This window comes from Verrucomicrobiota bacterium (assembly GCA_021294815.2).
Lineage (GTDB): Bacteria > Verrucomicrobiota > Verrucomicrobiia > Opitutales > LL51 > LL51.
The window spans coordinates 105,475-122,802 of the sequence record CP095464.1 but is presented as its reverse complement, the minus strand read 5'-3'; the positions used below and the strand labels follow the sequence as shown (position 1 = coordinate 122,802).

Below are 17,328 nucleotides of genomic sequence, written 5' to 3'. Positions count from 1 at the left end.
GTAGGCAGTCTCTTCTGTTGCTTTATTGTAGTTCTGGGAGTGAGATCTGCTAAAGACTTCTCGTTATGAACCGCGCTTTTATACTCGGGGTACCATTACTATCGATTTTAATGCAGTCATCTGCACAGTTCGGGAAAATAAACAGGATGTTTGTGTTTTTTTGTGCCTCAACGATTAGTACTATCCTTCCATTGTTTTTCTGGTATTCTCCTTTGGCTTTCCAGGATGTTCCATTAATGGGATATGGTAGGGGAATAGAGCCGCCATGTGCATGCCCCAAGTAACAGAAGAAAGTAACCTTCTTGGTATCGAATTTATGATTTTCAAGTGTACGGATGATTCCTTCGGCAATTCTTTTCCCTTCGTCAAATCCCGCATGGAGCATTAAATGAACTTCTTTCATATGAGAGTTTGCATTGTACGCTTTTTGAATTTGCCACGAGATGCTTACAATGGCTGCACTTTCATAGTCATTCCGATCTTTGGCATTGATTTCTTTGGTGCCATACTCGCTTGTGATGTATGATAGAAAGTAACTGTTGCCATAGCGGTAGCAGCGTTCTGCACCCAAGGACTCATAATTAGGAAATGTACATAATGGGACAATGCCAATTCCTATGAGAGCTTGGATCCATTTCTTCAAGTCTTTAATAGAGCTACCATTATAAGCGTAGGGATTGAGCTCATGATTTCCCAATCCCGCAATGAGAGGATAGGGAGATGTCCTTGTTTTGAGAATATCGATTGCTGCTTTGGGGTCAGTCCATGTCCCTTGGGCAGTTTTTCGTATACTATGAGTATGTTTGCTTCCGAGTTTACGTTGTTTTTTGTCAAAAGTGACACCTGTAACAGTATCACCATTGGCAATAACGATACCGTCTGTGAGTTTTGTGATGCCTTTGAGAGGTTCGGAATTCATATGAATATCCGTCATGGCATAAATCGGAAAGTCACGTGTGCCATGCGTTCCGCCGAAAGACGGTATGACACGGCCAAAAATGCTGCACACTACGGCAAAAATTTTAAAGATATTTTTCATGATTTCTCACCCAGGAAGGGACGTATTGATTCTAATAAGTGTGTACTAAAAGTCAATTTATTGTAAAATATTACGAAAAATGATTTCAAATGACCCTGGCTTTGCGTAAAATGGAGTAGATTCCCGATTGAGTTTTTTAGATAGTTGCTAGTTGTCGTAGCATGTCGAAATGCTTTTTGATCGACGGCATGAATCTCATTTTTCGCTGTTTTTACGGGATCCCGATGCTGAGTAACAACGGGTTTCCAACGAACGCAATCCTCGGCTCGGTGAAAATTTTGTGGAAAATTATTAAGACGAAACAGCCGGCTTGCTTGGTCTTTTTTCTCGATAAAGGTCGTGATCCAAAGCGCCAAGCCCTATTGCCGGCGTATAAAGCTAACCGACTCGAAGTTCCCGATCCTGTGAAGGTGCAAATTCCAGTTGTTAAGGCATTTGCCGAGGCACTTGGAGTGACAATTATCGAACGATCTCATGTCGAGGCAGACGACTTAGTCGCCTCATTTTCCCGGAAGTATCAAAATGACTTCGATCAAACAATCATTTTTAGCGCCGATAAGGATTTTGCACAATGTGTCTCAGAAAAAGTATATTTGTTAATTCCCGAATCACGTTCGGCCCAGTTGGGACATCTCCTAGATCGGCAAGGTGTATACGAAAAATTTGGCGTGTATCCCGGACAAATTGTGGATTATCTATCGCTAATCGGCGATCAGGCAGATAATATTCCTGGAGTTCAGGGTGTTGGGCCGAAAACTGCTAGTAATTGGCTGCAAAATTTCCATACCATTGAGGGCATATATAAAAATATCGCCCAAATCAAACCGACACGTTTTCAAAATTTACTACCAAATGAACGAGAAAATCTCCAACGAAATCGTCAACTAATCGCGCTCAATCAAGGCATTGAAGACATTTTTTTAGAACAAAATACCGCCAATTGGGATCAATATAACGAACTTGTAAAATTTTATAAATTTCGAACTTTGCAACTTAGAGGTGAAAAAGATCTAACGAGGCTGTAGAAGAAGGTTTTAGCGCTAATAAGTATTAAACCGGAAAGGGGAGAGTAGATGCTCCCCCTGTTAGTGTGTCTGAGTGCTCAAGTTAACGCAACTTTTTAAAGCTTCGTTTGCCACTAGCCTTTAACTGACCATAGTATACGCCCGGTTTTGGGAATACTTGCAATACTCTCTTGCCATTGATATTCAACCACTTTGCGTGGGGGCCACTGTAGTAGTGATCGTGCGCAGCGCTAGCCGTGATATAAACTTTATTTAAATCGAACTTTAATCCCTTTGAAAACGATTGAAGTCTTTGAATAACTCCAGTTGTAATTTTCTCGGACTCGCTAAGCTTCGCGTGATTTAATAGAAAAATCTCTTCCGTTTTAGAGTCACAAACTCGTTTGATTTCATCAGCTATCTTCTTAATACTCCACCGCTCGTATTGTTGTTTGTCTTCGTTCGTCATAGATTGACTGTATTCCTCAGTAGAATAGGAAAAAAAGTAGCAGTTTCCGATCTTAACGTATGGTGCTGCTCCTTTATCCCCGGGACATAAATTCGTCGGTTCTACTCCAGCAGCCGTTAAAGCCTTTCCAAATTTTTGGAGATTATCGATTTTCCCTGAAAATTCTTTAGAGTAGAATTCGTGATTGCCGTATCCCGCGACGATATGTCCGGAGGTGCCTCTACCATTCTTAAGAATGTCGATTATCTTTTGAGGTTGATCGTTCCCATGATATCCGCCGACACAACTTCCGTCAGGGTTACGTTTAACTGTTCCAACGAAGTCTCCAACTACGGCAACAATGGCTCCCGCATTTTTCAACTCAACGATTTTATTGAGAGCCACAGTATCAAAGTGGGGATCTGTGAAAATATACACTGGAACCTTGCGTGATACGCGGTACTGTTTGGATTGACTGTTACCCTGGGAGGAACTTGAAGCTTTTGCGACTTGTGCAGTTACCTTTGCCGTCGGCTGACTGTTCGAAGTCTTTGCCATCTGTGCTACGGATTGAGCGGCAACCGCAGCCTGAGGCTGTTGATCCGCAGAAACCTTTTCCCCAAGGCTGTTATAACCGTATCTCGCGAGGAACCTCTCGAAGCGGGAACTCGGAGCTGCAGAAGATACAGGTATTTGCGCGACTTGTGCAGTTACCTTTGCCGTCGGCTGACTGTTCGAAGTCTTTGCCATCTGTGCTACGGATTGAGCGGCAACCGCAGCCTGAGGCTGTTGATCCGCAGAAACCTTTTCCCCAAGGCTGTTATAACCGTATCTCGCGAGGAACCTCTCGAAGCGGGAACTCGGAGCTGCAGAAGATACCGGGTATTTGCGCGACTTGTGCAGTTACCTTTGCCGTCGGCTGACTGTTCGAAGTCTTTGCCATCTGTGCTACGGATTGAGCGGCAACCGCAGCCTGAGGCTGTTGATCCGCAGAAACCTTTTCCCCAAGGCTGTTATAACCGTATCTCGCGAGGAACCTCTCGAAGCGGGAACTCGGAGCTGCAGAAGATACAGGTATTTGCGCGACTTGTGCAGTTACCTTTGCCGTCGGCTGACTGTTCGAAGTCTTTGCCATCTGTGCTACGGATTGAGCGGCAACCGCAGCCTGAGGCTGTTGATCCGCAGAAACCTTTTCCCCAAGGCTGTTATAACCGTATCTCGCGAGGAACCTCTCGAAGCGGGAACTTGATGACTGCGCTTCAACACTTCCATGTGAAAACGCCATGTCGCCCAAGAAGCACGCCGCGATCAGAGAAATTTTAGTGATCTTTTTCATAATTGGTTGTAGTTGAAAGTGTGATATAGCCCGATGTCAAGAGTTTTTGTAAAAATTTTTTAGCGAAGCGAAAGTTATCGTTTCACACCTACCTGCCACTGAAGTCAATGACACAGTAGAACATATCTGCATGTTCGAGAGTATATTTTATCATAGCGAAACCAATATTGATATTTTTTAAACATTTTAAACTTATAGTACTTGTGTTGGTCTCCAACATTCGACCAATGAGATGTCTACTGCAAAAATTTTATTGCATCAATGGGGACGAATTGCACGGTTTGCGCTCATGACGGAAGCGGATACAGAGCTTGAAGGAAACGTTTTAGTGGTACAATCAGGATATATATCGCCGGCCTCAAATGCAGCCTTAGCGGGCGTTATTTCAAATGCCCTGAATTACGAAGCCGTTGGGGAGATTTTCGGCTCAAGAGATGGTTTCTGCGGTATCCTTAACGATGATTTAGTAGATCTTGCAGTGCAGTCACAACAGACAATCCGCGATTTGTTGTTTACCCCGGGAGCGGCATTGGGAAGTTTCCCTTGGGCGGAGCGCTCAGAGGAAGAGTTTGAGGCACTTTTACAGGCATTAGAACGTCATAATATTCGTTTCCTTTTTATCATTGGCGATGCCGAAGCCCAGGCAATCGCGCTTGAATTAACTCAATGGATGCAGGGGCGTTATGATCTACGTATTATCGCATTACCCGAATCGAATCATAACATGCTACCTTTGACAGACCACGGATTTGGATATGGCAGTAGTGCGAAGTTTGTGGCCTCGGTAGTTTCCGAGGCCTCACTTTATGCCTCGACAGTTGCGAACCACGATTGGGTCAATATTGTTGAACTTGAAGGAAACAATACCGAATGGCTGATTGCGGCTGCATTATTGGCACATCAAAGGGGGGAAAGTTCAATGCCATTATTACTACTGCCTTCGATACCATTTTCGGCAGAAACATTTCTCAATCGAGTACAATCCGAGCTAAAGTCTCATGCGGCGTGTACCGTCGTAACCGGGGCGGCGTTGATTGATCAAGAGGGGAATTTTATTGCGCACAGCAACAGCTCGGTCAACTTGCGTACCTTGCTAGAAGAATCGTTGGAAGTCCATGTAGCCGTAACGCAACTCGGGGCACTACAATGGGCAGCTGCTCACAATTTGTCTCAAACGGATATCGATGAGGCGTACATGTGTGGCAAAAAGGCGGTCGATTTTGCACTTGATGGCGTAACAGGAAAAATGGTGACGCTACTGCGGGCAGAGGGTAGCCGATACGGTGTCGAGTACGGCGTCGCGGATCTCAGCAATGTTGTTGGCCATCAAAAAGCACTCCCGGAGCACTGGTTCGGCGAAGATGGAGCATTAAATCATAATTTTATTAAGTATGCATTGCCGCTCATACAGGGAGCTGTCACATGTGCCGAAGAAGACGGATTGCCGCGTTTTGCAAAGCTCAAACAGTAGCGATTATTTGATGTGGACAAATGCCCTGTTGGTAGTAGTTTTTGCAGGTGCCGTTTGTTTAGGAGAGGTGACAGAGCGGCCGATTGTGCAACACTGGAAATGTTGTGTACCGGTAACGGTACCGAGGGTTCGAATCCCTCCCTCTCCGCCACTAGAGGTGTGTTGTGTTTTTCTGCGATTGGCGCAGTATGCAGAAGGGTTTGAGAAATAATTTTTGAATATCGGTTTTCCCTTTTAAAAAATGAATGATACGAGTGATTATTGGCAGACGTTAGAACAATTGATTCGCCAAAATGGCGTTACCATCGACCGGCCTAAAGGAACAGCACATCCCCGGTTCCCAGATCGTATATACCCCATTAATTATGGGTATATCCCGGGAACATATAGCGCGGATGGTGAGGGCATTGACGTGTTTCTAGGAACGAAGTCGGAGGAGTCGATACAGGGCATTATCTGTACTTTTGACGATATGAAAAGGGATGCCGAGATTAAAGTTCTCTATCGCTGTACGGAAGCAGAGATTCAAATTGCATCACGACTGTTATCTCATCCGCCCATGCATAGTTTGCTCATTCTACGCGACAGGACTTTGTGAAAAAGAGGCAAACTCAAGCAAAATAAACTCCATGGCCTGGGCAAACGTAGCGTTAAGACCGAGTAGGGTTTGCGCCTTCTGCAGAGTATCGATCAGCGATTGAACTCTTATTGCTGGAAAATGTCCGAGGAGCGCATTGCCAATATTGCGTCCTATCTCACGTAAGAGACGCTCCTGCAGGACTGAGACAGACTCTGTATCGCCTTCCGTGTCGAGATTTTTGAATGCCGCCATGAGAGAGTGAAGCAAACGGTAAATTTCAAATACGTTGGGCGCGTTGTTTTTCAAAAAAATTTGTTCTAAAAAATGCTGACAATCTTGAATCCAAGCCTCGATATCAGATGGCCAGATAACGGGGGCTTTGGGCAAGTGATGGAGCACACAACGGCTAATAACGGTCGGGAGAAGGCGATTTTTGGCGTCTGTAATTAGGAAAAAGTGTGTATCAGGTGGAGGTTCTTCGAGTGTTTTAAGCAATGCGTCGGCGGCATTTTTATTTAACGCTTCGGCCTGGTTAATAACAAAAACCTTTCCGATCGAGCCTTGCGGAGATTTTTGTACCTCTTCAATGAGGGCGCGAATGGCCTCAATTTTGATTTTATGCGCTTTGCCTTCTGGCGAAAGGACATGGTAATCGGGGCAAGTTTCGAGATAGTCCGTCTCTAGAAGCGTTTGGGCATACTGTTGAACGTATTGTTGTGCCTGGATAAAATTTTCAGACTCGACGATAATCGCATGAGGAATTTTTCGACAAAGCTGCGGATCCATTTTTTTAGAAATGAAAGATTTTCTGGACGTGTTCACGAATTATTGCGGCCAGATCTTCTGAAGAAAGTTTGCCATCCAGAATGACGAAACGTTTGGGTTCTGCTGTAGCCATCTCAAGATATTTTTGGCGGGCTTTTTCAAAAAAATCCGAAGATTCCTGTTCGATGCGATCTTTGGCAGTTTGGCGCTGTTGTAGGCGTTGAAATGCCGTATCGATGTCGATATCGAGTAAAAAAGTCAGTCGCGGGCGGTAATTTTGAACGGCGAAATCGTTAAGCATTTGGACGATTTCCGTCGAAAGGCCGCGTGCTGCGCCTTGGTAGGCAACGGAAGAGTCGAAAAACCGATCAAAAATAACCCATTGACCTTGCTCAATCCGTGGGGCGACAAATTCCCGGATGAGCTGTGCGCGGCTCGCTTCGTAGAGCAAAAGCTCGGTTTCGGGACACATATTATCGGCGGCGGCATCATTTTGCAGAAGTGCACGGATGCGTTCGCCAATATAGGTATTGCCGGGTTCGCGTACGGCCTGCGCCTCGATGTTCTGGTCAGCCAAAAACTGCTGCAGATACTGGATCTGTGTCGATTTACCGGTGCCCTCAATGCCCTCGAAGGAAATGATTTCACCCCGCATAATTCGCGAAGGGTAGGGAGTCGGTTATTGTCGACAAGCCAATTTATTGTGAAAAAAATCTTGCCAAAGCACCGTTGAGAAGCACGGTCAGTTGTACGCTCTGACGTGTTTGAGTCCCGTTCGTCTAGCCTGGTCCAGGACACAGGATTTTCATTCCTGCAACATGGGTTCGAATCCCATACGGGACGCCAGGTGTGACGTTTTGTATCCATTTCGGCTGATGTGGTTTGCTGTGCAGTGGTTTTAATTCGTCATTGACAAACCAGGCGACGCTTCAAGACTGTCACCAACGCCCTTATCGTCTAGCGGCTAGGACGTCAGATTCTCATTCTGAAAACCGGGGTTCGATTCCCCGTGGGGGTGCCAGGGGTGGCGTTTTTGTTAAAGGTTCCTTTTGAGGTAGTTGTTCAGCCACTTGCGATGTGGTCCGGAGAGTGTAACGGCGTGAATCTGGTTTAGTGGAATATACGTGGTATTTTCTGGAAGGTAGTTATCGGTGATATCACGTGCTTCAAAAATAATTTCCGTGATGTGTTCCTTAGCGATGGAGCGTCGGATCTGGCCAATCTGTTTAAAGGAAATCTTTTTCAGAGATTCGACTGGAAAGATGTCACGTACCGGGAGCTCGTAGATTTTGTGTAGCCGTTTTGAAGAAGCCCGGTGCAGCAAGATCGCATCGTTTTGAATCAAAATAATACGCTCGACCTGTTTTTTAATATAAGTTAATTTCTTGAATTTTGGGATATGGGGTAAGTCCAGGTTGTTTTGGTATCCGAGGCACACATTTACGATTGGACATTCGCCACAGAGCGGTGTGCCCGGTTTACAGATGAGAGCGCCGAGTTCCATGATGGCCTCATTGTAGGTGCTGCTTTGATTGGACGGCAAATAGCGTTGGGTCAATGGATCTAAACATCGTAGTGCTTGATCCTTGCTGTTAAAAGTTTGCGTAATGGCGTTGAGACGGCAGAGAACACGGATCACATTGCCGTCAATAACGGCGATTGGTTGATTTTGCGCAATCGAAGCAATGGCGCGGGCGGTGTAGTGGCCAACGCCTGGTAGCTTTTCCCATTCTGAAACCGTTTGAGGCCACGATCCTAAAAAACTCCGATCCTGGGAGACTAAATTTTGAGCTGTTTTGTGTAAATTCCGGGCACGAGCATAATAACCAAGACCTTCCCATGCTTTTACAACATCGTTCTCTGGGGCCATCGCCAACGCTTCGAGCGTCGGAAATTTCTCGATCCATCGGTTGAAGTAGGGGATCACCGTCGCGACTTGCGTTTGTTGCAGCATGAACTCCGACACGAGACGGTGATAGATTGTGCTATTCGTTCGCCACGGCATAGTTCGATGATGCACACGAAACCACTCGACGAGAGCAATTCCGATTTTTTGAGGATCCATCATTTTCAATGCAAAAAGGTTTGACGTAAAAAATCAATTGAGAAATTGCCGATTTTGTCTGTCATTGCAAATATGGCGCGTGATTTCTTAACTTTTCATGCAAGTCCGTTTGGAGAACTGGGGTTAATCGAAAGAAATCAACAGCTGAAAGCGATTGTTTTTCCAAATATCTTGTCGCCAAGCAACTTATCTTCTTATCAAATCAGTGAAACAGAACTTTTACAGGAAGTGGCACGTCAACTCAATGCCTATTTCAAAGGGAAGTTAAAAGATTTTGATTTGCCCTTGTTAATGGAAGGAACCAAATTTCAGCAAAGAGTTTGGAAGGCATTGGAGGGCATTCCCTATGGCTCAACGCAAAGCTACGGTGAAATTGCCCGAAAAGTCGGTTGCATTGGAGGAGCGCGTGCCGTTGGTATGGTGGCCCATCGTAATCCGATACCCATTATTATTCCCTGCCATCGTGTCATTGGTGCCTCTGGTAAGCTTGTAGGCTATGCCAGCGGCCTAGAAATCAAACAGCACCTGCTTGATCTTGAAAAGAAATATAAAATTGATAAATAATTTTTAAAAATTCATCCACGAAAGCGCAATATGCGGGAATTCAAAAGGAACAGGACCACTACAAAAATCGACTCCCGCTCCCACTTTCTGGTACCTGACCGGGGACTCGAACCCCGAACCAATTGATTAAGAGTCAACTGCTCTGCCAATTGAGCTAGTCAGGCAACGAAGCCGCACTATTCACTTCCACTGCGTATTGACAAGCTTTTTTTGCGGAACTCTGCGCTAGTGATAGGCTTTGATCTCGTACTTTTGGAGTTCTTTCAAGAACGCTTCACTCTCCCTTGCCCACTTTTTACGAAAATAGTCGACATCAATGGATTCGCCATTGAAAAATTTCGCGACAAATTCCATGTCACCAGCGTGCTTGCAAAAGAGCGCCTTTTTTTGCTGCTGTACCTTAGGATCGTCAGAGAGCCGATCCCATTTGGCTTTGCGTAACTCCTTTTGATACATTAGCGGAAGTTTCTTGAGGTTGTGAGCTTTCGCTGCCGCGATAACATCGATGTTCTTCGGTGTACGTAATTCCTGTCTTTTGAGGAAATCATTCCAATCGCGATCGGGGACGATTTCTTGTATTTCGGATAAGAGCACAAGACTCAGAAGGGCTGGAACGGTCGATTTGAAATCCGTAACCTCAACATGTATGCAATTTTTCGATTTCCCATGGTCATTGATTGTAACAACATCAAGCTGGCACCCCTTGAGCGCATCTGGGTAGCGTTTGATCGCGCTTAACAGACTGTTGGCATCGCGGTATGGCGAATAGACATACTTGAAAGACTGCTTTGGATCCTGTGGATTGGTGAGGAAGTAAAGGCAGCCCAGAGTATCCTGATTTACGAGAGTTGAAAGCGAGGTGATCGCATATTCGAAAATTGATGCAACATTGGGGATACTTGGTGAGAGCGACAGCGACGAATCTTTTTGATAGCGGTCCAGATCTAAAAGCGTATCGCTCCGATGGTAATTTTTGCACTCTACGATTTTGAGATCGCCCTTTTTAAGTGTTGAGGCATCACAGTGTACCGTGTGGAGGCAGTTTGGCTTTGCACAGGTTTTGCAGGGAATGTTAATTGTCTGACCGCGCTTGTGGATAAAATTCAAAAATTCTCCGAGGGTTGAGGGATAAAAGAGCGGCATCCCTGAAATCGGCCCAAGAAAGCTGACATAAGCATCTGCTATACTAGGACCGCCTAGGTAATTCCCAAGTGGATTAGGGCGATCGAGAACAAGAACGGGAATGCGATTATTGAAACATGCACACATAACGTAGAGCGCGGATGCGTAGTAGGTGTAGTAACGCATGCCAAAGCCCTGTAGATCAATTACCATGACGTCGAGCCCCCTGAGCCATGCCTCTTCGGGAGTTCTTCGACCAGTTTGATCACTGTGGGTACAATAGGTTGGGATCTTTTTATCCCTGAGATGGGCAAGCGTCTGAGGAGCAAGCATACCATCGTGCTCGGGAAAGAATACCGCCTTGAGGATAAACTCCTTGCTCTCTGCAAAAACAATTGCCGTCGAATTTCCCTGATGATCGATACCGGAGGTATTGGTCAGTAAACCGACGTTTTTACGGCGAATCCGAGAAAATTTTTCTTCCTCTAAAACATCAATCCCGAAGAGCGTTTTCTTTCTAGCGGCGATTACGGCTGTCTTATTGATATTGGGAGAAACTGCTGTCGTTCTCACTTGAGATAGCGTCGCCTTTGCTGTGAACTTTGCTGTTGAAGCTATCGAACCCTGAGAGTATATAGTAATCGAGATCAGGGAACAGAGGGCAAGTTTTGTTAGAACTGGACTATTACTATTCATAGAGGTAGAAGGGTTTAGTTTTTTCGACAAAAGCAGCGGTCGATTTTTTCCACTTTTCCTCAAAATATTGAATTTGGATCCGTTCCATCTGTACTAGCTTTTGTAATAGTTCATTGTCACCAATGTGTGCGCCAAAGACACGCAGGGTATCCTCATTGTAGAAGTAGAATTTAGTATGGCGTTGCGCGAATGCGACCATGGCGAATCCTAAAAACCCTGGAATCGTTTTACGGATATTCGTCACTTTTATTTCAACGAGGTTGGGGTTTTTTCGGTCAACTTTGAGTGAAAACCCTGAGGAGAAACGATCCTTGGTTAGTTCGTTAACGTACTGGACAATCTCTTGTGGGACGGTGTAGCGAGACGAAAATTTGTGAAAGGGAAGGCGCTTTTCCCAATCAGGCTCTGATCTAAGAAAATTGCAGCAATCGAACTCACAGCTTGAAGTGACAAGAAACATAGGTGCTGTGACGACGTACTCGTGAGCCGACTGAAGATTCGGAATATTAGGAGAAGTTTGAACCCATTTGAGGCCCGTATTTTCCCAGATCATGTCGCGCTTCCATCCTTCCATTGGAATAACTGTTAGCTTCCCATTGCGAAGCGTTTCTGCTGAGATTGAAAGTCCTGAGTGAATGACTCCAGTTACGATCTGTTGATGCGCAGTAATTCCTTCAGGAATTTCTTTACAATAGCGTGCGAGCTCGCCGATGGTCATACCGTGAAACAGTGGCATCCCTGGAATTGGGCCCCAGATCGAGGTATTTTCGGGATCCACAGGTGCCCCGCCAACATAGTGACCTCCTAGGGGATTTGGGCGATCTAAGATAATAACTTCGATATTGTTCTCAAAGCATGCCGCCATGACATAGATCATGAATGCCCAATAATTATAAAAACGCGTGCCAATTCCTTGCAAATCGACGACTACTGCATCAAGCCCTTGTAGCCATTTGTCCTTAGGCCGTGAGTTTGAGGCGTAGACCGAGTAAATAGGAATATCATCAACTTCATCTTCGAAAAAGGTCTCGAGCGACATAAAGTTGCCTTTAAGTCCATGAACTGGGGCAAATATTGCCTTTAAATTAACCCCTGGGGCATTTTTTAAGACCTTCCAGGTTTGTACTCCCTTAGAATCGATACCCGCATTATTGGTTAAAATCCCAATATTTTTTTGCTGTAGAATATCGAAACTGCGCTCCTCGAGAACATCAATTCCAAGTTTAACACAAGGAGCAACCGGACGTTTCGGGTAATAGGCGAACAACAAAAAAATACCAACGACCAATAAAGCTAACTTAAGCCAAAATCTCATGACACTAATGTACTAAAATTTTCATGAGGTCGCCGACCAAGTAAAGTGAACCCGTCACGATCAACGCTTCCTCCGAGCGAGTCTGTATGAATCGTGCAACGTTTTCAAGCTTAATGTTGCTCAGACACTGAGGGTCTATATCGGAAGGGCAACAGTCGTAAAGCTCTGTTATATTCAGGGAACGCAGGGCTTGGTGGACATAAAATGTACTCTGGGTGAAATAGGTTTTTTACAAATTGGTGATAATATCGCAAGCATCTTTTGTGCACGTTGAACAGTATTGGACCCAAAAATTAAAATGGGCGGTTTCGGGAGGTTTTGTATCTCGCGAGCAACGGCGTAGGCACCTTCTTCATTATGAGCGCCATCGAAGGTGACAGTTTTGCCCTGGTAAACGATTTTTTGCCAGCGTCCGGGCCAACGAAATTGTTGAATACCTTTCAAAATCTTCGCATTCGGAATGGGTAAAATCCCTTTATCATTCAGTAACTCCGCAACGGTTTGTGCCGTTGATGCGTTGTAATTTTGGTAGTCCGCTGTCGTTGCATTGAGCAGGTGATTACTGGGAGAGGAGTAGAGTGCTGCATGCCGCGCTTGCGCGACATCTTGGATCGTTTCAAGTACTTTGCCTTGAATATTGCGGCCTGTTACGACAAGCCCGTTGGTTTTAATGATTCCTGCCTTTTCGCGGGCAATTGCGGAGAGGGTGTGTCCCAGGGTTTTCTCGTGGTCAAAGGCGATTGTTGTGATTATCGAACAAGACGTGTTTTTAAGGGCATTGGTAGGGTCAAGGCGTCCACCGAGACCCACTTCGATAACAGCAACATCGACTTTCTTTTCGAGAAAATAACGTAGAGCGATTGCCGTCATGTATTCGAAAAATGTGATGGCGTCTTCAGGCTTCTCCTGTTCTAGGTTTTCCGCTATCGTATGAACGGTTTGGAATGTTTGAACAAAATCTTCTTTGGATATGAGATGTCCATCGATTTGAATGCGTTCTAGTAGTGAGACAAGATGAGGAGAGGTGAAGAGCCCTGTTTTGTACCCACCATGGCGGTAGATGGACTCCAGCATTGCCGATGTCGATCCCTTACCGTTAGTCCCCGCAACATGAACAATTTTGTAGGGTGGCTGACGTATTTCGAGCCGCTTGAAAAGTCTTATAACGCGATCGAGTCTCCACTTCCCACTGTGTGGATTGGGACGACGATAAAGGAAATGCAAAATATCTTCAAAATTGCCGGCTTCCACGATTTTAGCGATACATGGAACGCAGGAGAAGGGCAAGTCTCGATTTCATCTCCAGACGTGGCACGATCTGGTCGATAAGGCCGTGTTTCAGTAAAAATTCAGCCGTTTGAAACCCTTTTGGGAGTTTTTGCCGTGTAGTCTCCTCGATAACACGCGGCCCCGCGAATCCAATCAATGCACCTGGTTCAGCAATGATGACATCCCCTAAGGACGCGAAACTCGCCATAACACCTGCCATTGTTGGATTGGTCAGCACGGAAATAAATGGTAACTTGGCTTCCGCGAGCTTGGCAAGGGCGAGAGAGGTTTTGGCCATTTGCATGAGGCTAACAATGCCCTCAAACATACGGGCACCTCCCGAAGTTGAAACGATGACGACGGGAATTTTTTTCTTAATGGCGAGCTCGATTACACGTGTTATTTTTTCCCCCACAACAGATCCCATACTGCCGCCCATGAAGTTAAAATCCATAACTGCGAGTCCCAGTGAGATCCCATGAATTGTCGCTGTCCCTGTAACAACTGCATCGTTGAGTCCACTTTTACTTTGAGCATTCAAAAGCTTGTCGGCGTAGGAAATGGTGCTGTTAAAACCCAGAAACGGCGTCGATAATAGCGGCGCATTGGTCTCGTTAAACGAGCCAGCGTCCGCAAGAAGGCGAATACGCTCACGCGCTGAAAGCGGGAAATGGTATCCACTCTTAGGAATGACCATCCAATTATTTGCCAGCTCCTTAGAATAAACCATTTCGCCCGAAATCGGGCACTTAATCCATACATCCTTGGGGATGTCGTTACGTTTTGTATGGTTAGCATTCTCCGGCGATTTCGGTTTATGAAAAAATGGCATGGTCTCAACATACTTAAGCGCCTTTTAAGTCAAGTTCAAGGCAGGCCTTTGAGGTGTGTGTCTGTATGAATTCGAATCAAAAATTATTTAGAGATCTTGTTAGTGGCTTTATTTGTAAAATAATAATTGTAAAAATATAGAAAAATTTTACTTTTATCACAAGATATGGAAGGGAAATCGTATATTTGGATTACAAAGGGACTCTTGTGCACCGTTTTATGGGCTGCGAGTGGTGTTTCTGGAAAAGCAAGCGTTCTTGAAATGCCGCCCGATGTGATGCCGATGAGTGACGAAAGTGCTTTTCAGGGCATGGAACTCACGATTGCACCCGAAAAATCAGGTTTTGACGCTGCGGAAACTCGCGTCGAGAATTCAAGCTCCATACGCGGAGAATTGGGAATGACGCATGCGAAATTGTGTGATGTCTTTTCACGATATGGTTCCCTCATCAACTCGCAGTGGCAGTCTAGGCAGGCATTAGAGGAATTAGAGAACATCAATAACTTTCTTGATCTTGCCCTCATACCTGAGAAGCAAAGTGGGGAAATTTGTTCCAATCCACAGCTTTTTCTCGATGGGATCGCCCCTTTTTGTGGTGGGATTGCTTACTGTCTTGAAATTACCAATGGTTCGGCGATTTCCTCCTCGATGTACCCGAATTTCTTCAAGACGCTCTACCGTTCTAACGAAAATCCGGTGCATGCGGGTCGTTGGAGTACAAATGATAATAAAGTTATCAAAAAAATGAGTAGCCTTTTTGCTGGGAGGGCACCCATTCGCAGAGAAGAAGTCGATAGCCTTTTAAAAAATGGAGAGCTAAAAAATCCATCAGGAGTCATTCTTTACGTAATTGATCGTGCGGCTGATAAGGTTTACATGGCGGCAAACGCGCCTGTACATGGTAAATTTGAAAACGTTTTTACGAAAAACAAATTTGGAGCTTGGACACAACAATCCGCGAGATGGCGTCACCGAGGTAGGGGCGTTAAGCAAGCAACGACAGCCGTAGCTTCGACTGCAGCTGATGTAGGGGCGGGTACCATAAAGTTGGGAGCGACGGGTGCCCGATTAGGAGCGGCATATGCACCAGGAGCATTTAATTTAGTCAAGAGCGTTGCTGAAAATACCCCAAAATATAAGGAGAAAATCGACACGGCTGTGGAATATGTCAATAAGGCGGCGAATGCTGTTAATTCGGTGGCCAATGGGACAAGCGGTACGGCGAAATTTTTCAGCTGGATGCCCTTCTCGAAGTCGATCACTGAAACTTTGGGATCTGCAAGCAGTGTATTAAAACCCGTCGGTGAAAACATAGAGCAATTCGGTGGAAAATTAGCCTCTGCTAGTGAAAATTTGACATGGGTTAGCGACAAAGTAGCACCCGTTATTGATAAATTAGCGCCGACGTTAGGCCCGGTTTTGGCCGCATTAAAAATAGCGCGTCTCGTCGGACTGTTCGAATTTGCCCAAAAAATGCCGAAAGTTCTCTATCCTTCCGGGGATTCTGACTTAGAAAAGCTTCTCATTGTTCATGCAAAAACGGCAATTGCACTTTCTGGCGTAAAGGCAAAAGAATTATCGCGTGACTCTAATCAAATGGGAAGGGCGGCATGGGTGAGCGATCGTGTTCATTTATATGACGCGGCTATTACTCTGACGGAAGATTGGAAGCAGGGGTTTGCTCAATATCCTCAGGAGGCAGCTGCTCAGCTCGCCATTGGAACTGCCAGAAATGTGTGCTGTTTAGTGGTCACATCGGGACGTTTCATGTGCCCAAATTTTTTCCAAAAACTCTACTCCTTCCAGTATGATCCAGACTATGGACGTGTGATCCCAGAAGTAACTAGGGCCAATGGAATCTACGATCGAAAAGTGTGTTCCATTCTTGGCGAAAAATGTCCGATTGATACGCTTTTGAATACGGATACGCTGCTTTACATCATCGACGATGCGTCGAAGGAAGTCTATCAAGTGGTTTATAACAACGATTTTGCACTGCCACCGCAATTCCCGAATATTTTCAATGCACAATCCTGGGAAAATTGGGAAGGAGCGATAGCACCAACAACTGGATGGCGCTTTCGTAAGGCGATGCGATTGTTAGGTGCTACTTCGAAGAACGCTTTCAGAAAAAATGTTCCAATTGTTGGTAAAATGCTTATTCCGCAGGAAATTAAAGGAACTCCAGAACTGACCATACCTGTAGCTGTCGGACAGTTGGGGATGGGAGATCCCCTTGCAAAAACCATCGTAGAGATGCCTGTTAGTAATGCAGCAATTCAACAAGCACATAGCACTTCCGGTTCTCTTGGCTACGGATCGTCAGGAATTCGATCATTCAAGAGACGTGCTATGCAAAGGGATCAGAGAAAGCAGCAACCGCAGTCGATACTTTCAAGCGACGATCGGTACGATGCGGCACTTGTGGATCATTCGGATCCTGAATTCGTGGAAGAAGCGCCTTCCGGTATGAGTTATGACGGAGCTATGGAATTAGAGGTTCCTGCGATTAGAACATCCGTCCCAGTGCAACAGGTTCGTCGAGACCAAATTGTACCCACAAAAAATACTCCACTGAAGGTTGGTATTCGAAAAATGTCCAACCATCCCGGTAGCCGTCAACGTCATTCCGGTGATCGGCCGACAATGATGAGGTCCAAAGGGTATAGCAATGAGGGCATATTCTTAGGATCCTCGAAATTTAGGCAGGATTATCAACCACATCCGCATTTACAAAGAACGATCCATACGCGTCGGAATTTGCAGCAGAACTCATGAATGAGCCCGATGATGAGCTATGGTTTGACGAGATGGCAGAAGTA

14 protein-coding genes, 4 tRNA genes and 1 pseudogene are annotated in these 17,328 nt (G+C 45.4%); 8 read left to right on the top strand and 11 right to left on the bottom strand.

The annotated features are described in order from the left end of the window. Positions 1-49: 49 nt before the first annotated feature. The gene (locus tag LW808_000470) at positions 50-1,039 is read right to left on the bottom strand and encodes a hypothetical protein (GenBank protein UPA28537.1); all 990 of its coding nucleotides are present in this window, start codon (positions 1,037-1,039) and stop codon (positions 50-52) included. Between the two features lie 161 nt (positions 1,040-1,200). On the opposite strand from LW808_000470, the gene LW808_000465 reads away from it, so the two are divergent. Beyond that, positions 1,201-2,064, top strand: coding sequence for a 5'-3' exonuclease (locus LW808_000465; GenBank protein ID UPA28536.1), 864 nt, complete (start codon positions 1,201-1,203; stop codon positions 2,062-2,064). 82 nt (positions 2,065-2,146) lie between these two features. On the opposite strand, the gene LW808_000460 is transcribed toward LW808_000465, so the two are convergent. Beyond that, positions 2,147-3,241 carry a metallophosphoesterase gene (locus tag LW808_000460; protein UPA28535.1) on the bottom strand — a complete coding sequence of 365 codons (1,095 nt, stop codon included), beginning with the start codon at positions 3,239-3,241 and terminating at the stop codon, positions 2,147-2,149. Between the two features lie 70 nt (positions 3,242-3,311). Continuing rightward, positions 3,312-3,827: a hypothetical protein gene (locus LW808_000455; GenBank protein UPA28534.1), complete on the bottom strand. Its 516-nt coding sequence runs from the start codon at positions 3,825-3,827 to the stop codon at positions 3,312-3,314. A gap of 232 nt (positions 3,828-4,059) precedes the next feature. Between LW808_000455 and LW808_000450 the strand changes: the two genes are divergently transcribed. The 3 genes from LW808_000450 (at position 4,060) to LW808_000440 (ending at position 5,896) form a co-directional block, all read left to right on the top strand. Continuing rightward, entirely contained in the window at positions 4,060-5,298 is a 1,239-nt protein-coding gene (locus tag LW808_000450) for a diphosphate--fructose-6-phosphate 1-phosphotransferase (protein ID UPA28533.1), read from the top strand. Positions 5,299-5,359: 61 nt separating this feature from the next. Continuing rightward, positions 5,360-5,449: transfer RNA gene (locus tag LW808_000445), tRNA-Ser, on the top strand. Between the two features lie 90 nt (positions 5,450-5,539). Beyond that, positions 5,540-5,896 (top strand): inorganic diphosphatase, encoded by a 357-nt coding sequence (locus LW808_000440; GenBank protein ID UPA28532.1) that lies wholly within the window; start codon positions 5,540-5,542, stop codon positions 5,894-5,896. On the opposite strand, the gene LW808_000435 is transcribed toward LW808_000440, so the two are convergent. Continuing rightward, positions 5,876-6,664, bottom strand: a complete 789-nt coding sequence (locus LW808_000435; GenBank protein ID UPA28531.1) for a hypothetical protein — start codon at positions 6,662-6,664, stop codon at positions 5,876-5,878. The genes LW808_000440 and LW808_000435 overlap by 21 nt on opposite strands. Positions 6,665-6,668: 4 nt before the next feature. Continuing rightward, on the bottom strand, positions 6,669-7,298 hold the full coding sequence (gene tmk / locus LW808_000430; protein ID UPA28530.1) for a dTMP kinase: 630 nt from the start codon (positions 7,296-7,298) through the stop codon (positions 6,669-6,671). A gap of 113 nt (positions 7,299-7,411) precedes the next feature. On the opposite strand from tmk, the gene LW808_000425 reads away from it, so the two are divergent. Further along, positions 7,412-7,489: transfer RNA gene (locus tag LW808_000425), tRNA-Glu, on the top strand. A gap of 100 nt (positions 7,490-7,589) precedes the next feature. Next, positions 7,590-7,664 (top strand) — tRNA-Glu (locus LW808_000420). Positions 7,665-7,679: 15 nt separating this feature from the next. Here LW808_000420 and LW808_000415 read toward each other — a convergent pair. Further along, entirely contained in the window at positions 7,680-8,711 is a 1,032-nt protein-coding gene (locus LW808_000415; GenBank protein ID UPA28529.1) for an A/G-specific adenine glycosylase, read from the bottom strand. Positions 8,712-8,945: 234 nt separating this feature from the next. Between LW808_000415 and LW808_000410 the strand changes: the two are divergent. After that, positions 8,946-9,272 (top strand): annotated as a pseudogene (locus tag LW808_000410) (methylated-DNA--[protein]-cysteine S-methyltransferase). An 88-nt stretch (positions 9,273-9,360) separates the two neighbouring features. Here LW808_000410 and LW808_000405 read toward each other — a convergent pair. From LW808_000405 to accD, 5 genes are all read right to left on the bottom strand, one after another. Continuing rightward, positions 9,361-9,436 (bottom strand) — tRNA-Lys (locus tag LW808_000405). Between the two features lie 61 nt (positions 9,437-9,497). Further along, positions 9,498-11,090 (bottom strand): DUF1343 domain-containing protein, encoded by a 1,593-nt coding sequence (locus LW808_000400; protein UPA28528.1) that lies wholly within the window; start codon positions 11,088-11,090, stop codon positions 9,498-9,500. Beyond that, positions 11,083-12,405, bottom strand: coding sequence for a DUF1343 domain-containing protein (locus LW808_000395; GenBank protein UPA28527.1), 1,323 nt, complete (start codon positions 12,403-12,405; stop codon positions 11,083-11,085). Before LW808_000395 ends, LW808_000400 begins: the two co-directional genes overlap by 8 nt. 174 nt (positions 12,406-12,579) lie before the next feature. After that, the gene (locus LW808_000390) at positions 12,580-13,656 is read right to left on the bottom strand and encodes a Mur ligase family protein (GenBank protein UPA28526.1); all 1,077 of its coding nucleotides are present in this window, start codon (positions 13,654-13,656) and stop codon (positions 12,580-12,582) included. 4 nt (positions 13,657-13,660) lie between these two features. Beyond that, on the bottom strand, positions 13,661-14,506 hold the full coding sequence (accD, locus tag LW808_000385; protein UPA28525.1) for an acetyl-CoA carboxylase, carboxyltransferase subunit beta: 846 nt from the start codon (positions 14,504-14,506) through the stop codon (positions 13,661-13,663). 165 nt (positions 14,507-14,671) lie between these two features. Between accD and LW808_000380 the strand changes: the two genes are divergently transcribed. Then, complete coding sequence (locus LW808_000380; protein UPA28524.1) at positions 14,672-17,284, top strand: hypothetical protein; 2,613 nt, start codon at positions 14,672-14,674, stop codon at positions 17,282-17,284. The last annotated feature ends 44 nt before the right edge of the window (positions 17,285-17,328 follow it).